Here is a 3,497-nt window from a genome sequence, read left to right on the forward strand (position 1 = left end):
CCGGGCATCGGCCAGGCAGGCCTCGTGCAGCCGGCCGGCGAGGCCGGCATGCAGCTGCAGCCGGGTGCGGCTTTGCGGCGGCGGCAGGTCGGCCACCAGGCGGGCAAATTCCCAGCCAAGCGCATGGCGCAGCTTCTGCGGCGCGTCGCCGAGGCGCGCTTGCAGCAGTTTCAGCCGCATCAGATCCTCGAGCGAGAGCGATTCATTGGCCGTCCCGGCCGCCGGCGCCAGTTCGGCACCGGGAAAGGCATGGGCGGCGAAATCGGCCAGGATATCGCCGCCGGTCAGCTGCTCGCGGATCATCGGGCGCAGCAGGAAGGCGTCGCCGAAGGCCGCCCGATGGGCGGCAAAGCGCGGCTGGTAATCCAGCCGCCCCTTGTCCTGCACATGGGCGAAATAGGCCTCCAGGTCGCCGGCGAAACTGCCGATCTTGATCTGCTCGGCATAGTTGGACAGGAACCGCGCCGCATGCGGGCGCACATAGGCGACCACCCGGATCTCGTCGGCCGCCTCGGCGAAGAACCCGGTCACCACCTCGTGCAGCAGGCCGGGCGGCACGTTTTCCAGCGCCTCGGCCGAGATCAGCGCCGCCGGCGCGCCCGAAGTGGCGATGCGCCGGGCCAGCCGCCGGAACACCTCTTCCGCCGCCGCCCGCGCCGGCGCCGCGCCATTGGCATAGGCGCTGCACTGCTTGCGCAGGAAGGAATGGTTCAGCTTGGTCGGATAGGCCACCGCCGCGCCGCCCAGCCGCACCTGTCCGCGGGCAAAGGCATATTGGATCGAGGTCGAGCCGGTCTTGTGATCGCCGATATGGATGACCAGCCGGGCAGGGCGCGTCCGCGCCGCCGCCCGCGGGCGTTTTGCGGCTCTAACAAGGGATTTAAGCGGTTTCACAATTCTCTCCGAAGGCAGGGCTCAATCCTCCTCCGCATCCGGCCCGTCGCCGAGCGCGGCAATGCGTTTGCGGCGCAGCAGGTTGACCCAATCCACGTCCTTGACCTCCGACAGCCCGGCGGCCATGCGGCTCATCAGTTCCAGCCCGCGCAGTTCCGAGGCGCTGAAATGATCCTCCGGCGCGACCGATTGCGCGGTGGGGCGGGCATTCTCCACCGCCGCATTCAGCTCGGCTTCCAGCAGCGCCTCGCCGCCGAAAAACGCCCGGTCCATGGCCCGGGCATCCTCCAGATAGGTGGCGCGGATCTGCTCGGCGAGGCCGCGGTGCAGCTCCAGCCGGGTGGCGCCGGCGGCCGGCGGCTGCTCGGCCAGCAGGCGCATGACTTCCCAGCCCAGGGCGTGGCGCAGGTTCTGCTTCAGGTGCTGGTGATGCGACTGCAGGTGTTTCAGCCGCATCATGTCCTCGAGCGAGAGCGATTCATTGGCCGGTGGCAGGCCGGAGATCTCGAAGCGGTCGACGCCCAGGCCGTGGCGGATGAAATCGGTCAGCACATCGCCCGCTTCCAGCCGGGCGCGGATCATCGGCCGCAGCAGGAACCGCTCGCCAAAAGCGGCGCGCAGGGCGGCAAAGCGCGGGTGATAGAACAGCCGCCCCTGGCTCAGCAGCCGGTCGTGGAAGGCCTCGAGCGGGCCGCTGTTGAACAGGCCCGACTTGGTCTGGGTGGCAAAGCTGGACAGGATCCGCGCCGCATGCGGGCGCACATAGGCGACCACCCGGATCTCGTCGGCGGCCTCGGCGAAATAGGTCTCGACGATCTGGCGCAGCTGCTCGGCCGGGATCGCGTCCAGCGCCTCGGCCGAGATCAGCGCCAGGTCGGCATCGGCCTTGCGGATGCGCCGCGCCAGCCGGGTGAAGGTCTGCGCGGCCTCCTCGCGCGAGATCTTCTTCTTGCCGCCGAACAGCGCCTCGGCCGGGCCGCGCAGGTGGTTGTGGCTGAGGCCGGCCGGGTAGAACAGCCGCCGGCCGTCCAGCGCGACGCGCCCGTTGGCAAAGGCATATTGGATCGAGGTCGAGCCGGTCTTGTGATCGCCGATATGGAGCACCAGCGTCTTGCCGCCGGGGCCGGCCGGAAGGGAGGGTTTGGTCGTCACGCGGGGCTCCGGTTGCCGAGGGCGGGGCCTGCGCCCCGCGATCGGCCCAAGGCTTAGCCGATCCCCGGGGTCCCGGCAATCGCGGCCGGCCGGGGCCTTGCCCCGCCCGGGTGACTCCTTTAGGGCGCAGGGCGGGCCGGCGCCGGCGGAACCCGCCGCCGCCCCATTGAGGCGCGGCGGGGTTTGGCGTTTAAGGCAGGCGGGATTCGCAAAGGGGAAAGGCGGGGCATGGCAGGCAGCAGATTTCTGATGGTGGGCGCGGGGCTGTCCGGGGCGGTGATCGGCCGGCACCTGGCCGAGGCCGGCCATGACGTATCCGTGGTCGACGCGCGCGCCCATATCGGCGGCAACTGCCATACCGAACGCGACCCCGAGACCGGCGTGCTGGTGCATGTCTACGGGCCGCATATCTTCCATACCGACGATGCCGAGGTCTGGGATTACGTCAATGCCTACCAGACCTTCCTGCCCTATAAGAACCGGGTGAAGGCGACCACCGGCGGCGCGGTCTATTCGCTGCCGGTCAACCTGCACACGATCAACCAGTTCTTCGGCAAGACGATGCGCCCGGACGAGGCGCGCGCCTTCATCACCGAGGAACAGGCCGATACCTCGATCGCCGAGCCGCAGAGCTTCGAGGAACAGGCGATGCGCTTTGTCGGCCGCGACCTCTACGAGGCCTTCTTCAAGGGCTACACCATCAAGCAATGGGGGGTGCAGCCCGCCGAGCTGCCGGCCTCGATCCTGAAGCGCCTGCCGGTGCGCTTCAACTATGACGATAATTATTTCTTCCACCGGTTCCAGGGCATGCCGGAACACGGCTATACCGACATGATCGCCAAGATCCTCGACCATCCCCGCATCGAGGTCCAGTTAGAGACTGTTTTCGACCGGGCCCAGGCCGGCGATTACGCGCATGTCTTCTATTCCGGGCCGCTGGATGGCTGGTTCGATTACGAACTGGGGCGGCTGGGCTATCGCACGCTGGATTTCGAACGTTTCACCTATGACGGCGATTACCAGGGCTGCGCGGTGATGAATTACGGCGAGGAAAGCGTGCCCTATACCCGGATCACCGAGCACAAGCATTTCGCCCCCTGGGAAAGCCACGAGGGCTCGGTCTGCTATCGCGAGTTTTCCCGCGCCTGCACCCCCGAGGACATCCCCTATTACCCGATCCGCCAGGTCCGCGAGAAGGCGCTGCTGAACGATTACGTGGCGCTGGCCGAGCAGGAGCCGGGGGTGACCTTTGTCGGCCGGCTGGGCACCTATCGCTATCTCGACATGGACGTGACCATCCGCGAGGCGCTGGACACCGCCCGCGGCTTCCTCGACGATCGCGCCGCCGGCCGGACCCCGCCGGCCTTCTACACCGCGCCGCTCTGACGGCTCAGGGCGCGAAACGCTCCAGCAGGCCCGGATCGCTGGCGCCCAGGGCGTGGCGGACCGGG

Annotated in this window: 2 protein-coding genes and 1 pseudogene; 1 reads left to right on the plus strand and 2 read right to left on the minus strand. The window is 68.3% G+C overall.

The features are described 5' to 3' along the window. Both CVM52_RS24480 and CVM52_RS24485 read right to left on the minus strand, forming a co-directional pair. Positions 1-894 (minus strand): annotated as a pseudogene (locus CVM52_RS24480) (hypothetical protein); the annotation flags it as partial. A gap of 21 nt (positions 895-915) precedes the next feature. Beyond that, complete coding sequence (locus CVM52_RS24485) at positions 916-2,046, minus strand: hypothetical protein (RefSeq protein WP_100164909.1); 1,131 nt, start codon at positions 2,044-2,046, stop codon at positions 916-918. Positions 2,047-2,274: 228 nt separating this feature from the next. Here CVM52_RS24485 and glf point away from each other — a divergent pair, with 228 nt between their 5' ends. After that, complete coding sequence (gene glf, locus CVM52_RS24490) at positions 2,275-3,432, plus strand: UDP-galactopyranose mutase (protein ID WP_100164910.1); 1,158 nt, start codon at positions 2,275-2,277, stop codon at positions 3,430-3,432. Positions 3,433-3,497: the final 65 nt, after the last annotated feature.

Source organism: Pseudooceanicola lipolyticus (genome assembly GCF_002786325.1).
GTDB classification, from domain to species: Bacteria; Pseudomonadota; Alphaproteobacteria; order Rhodobacterales; family Rhodobacteraceae; genus Pseudooceanicola_C; species Pseudooceanicola_C lipolyticus.

Excerpts from the sequence above, each read along its gene's own strand:
- glf (WP_100164910.1), top strand. The coding sequence starts at position 2,275 with ATGGCAGGCAGCAGATTTCTGATGGTGGGCGCGGGGCTGTCCGGGGCG.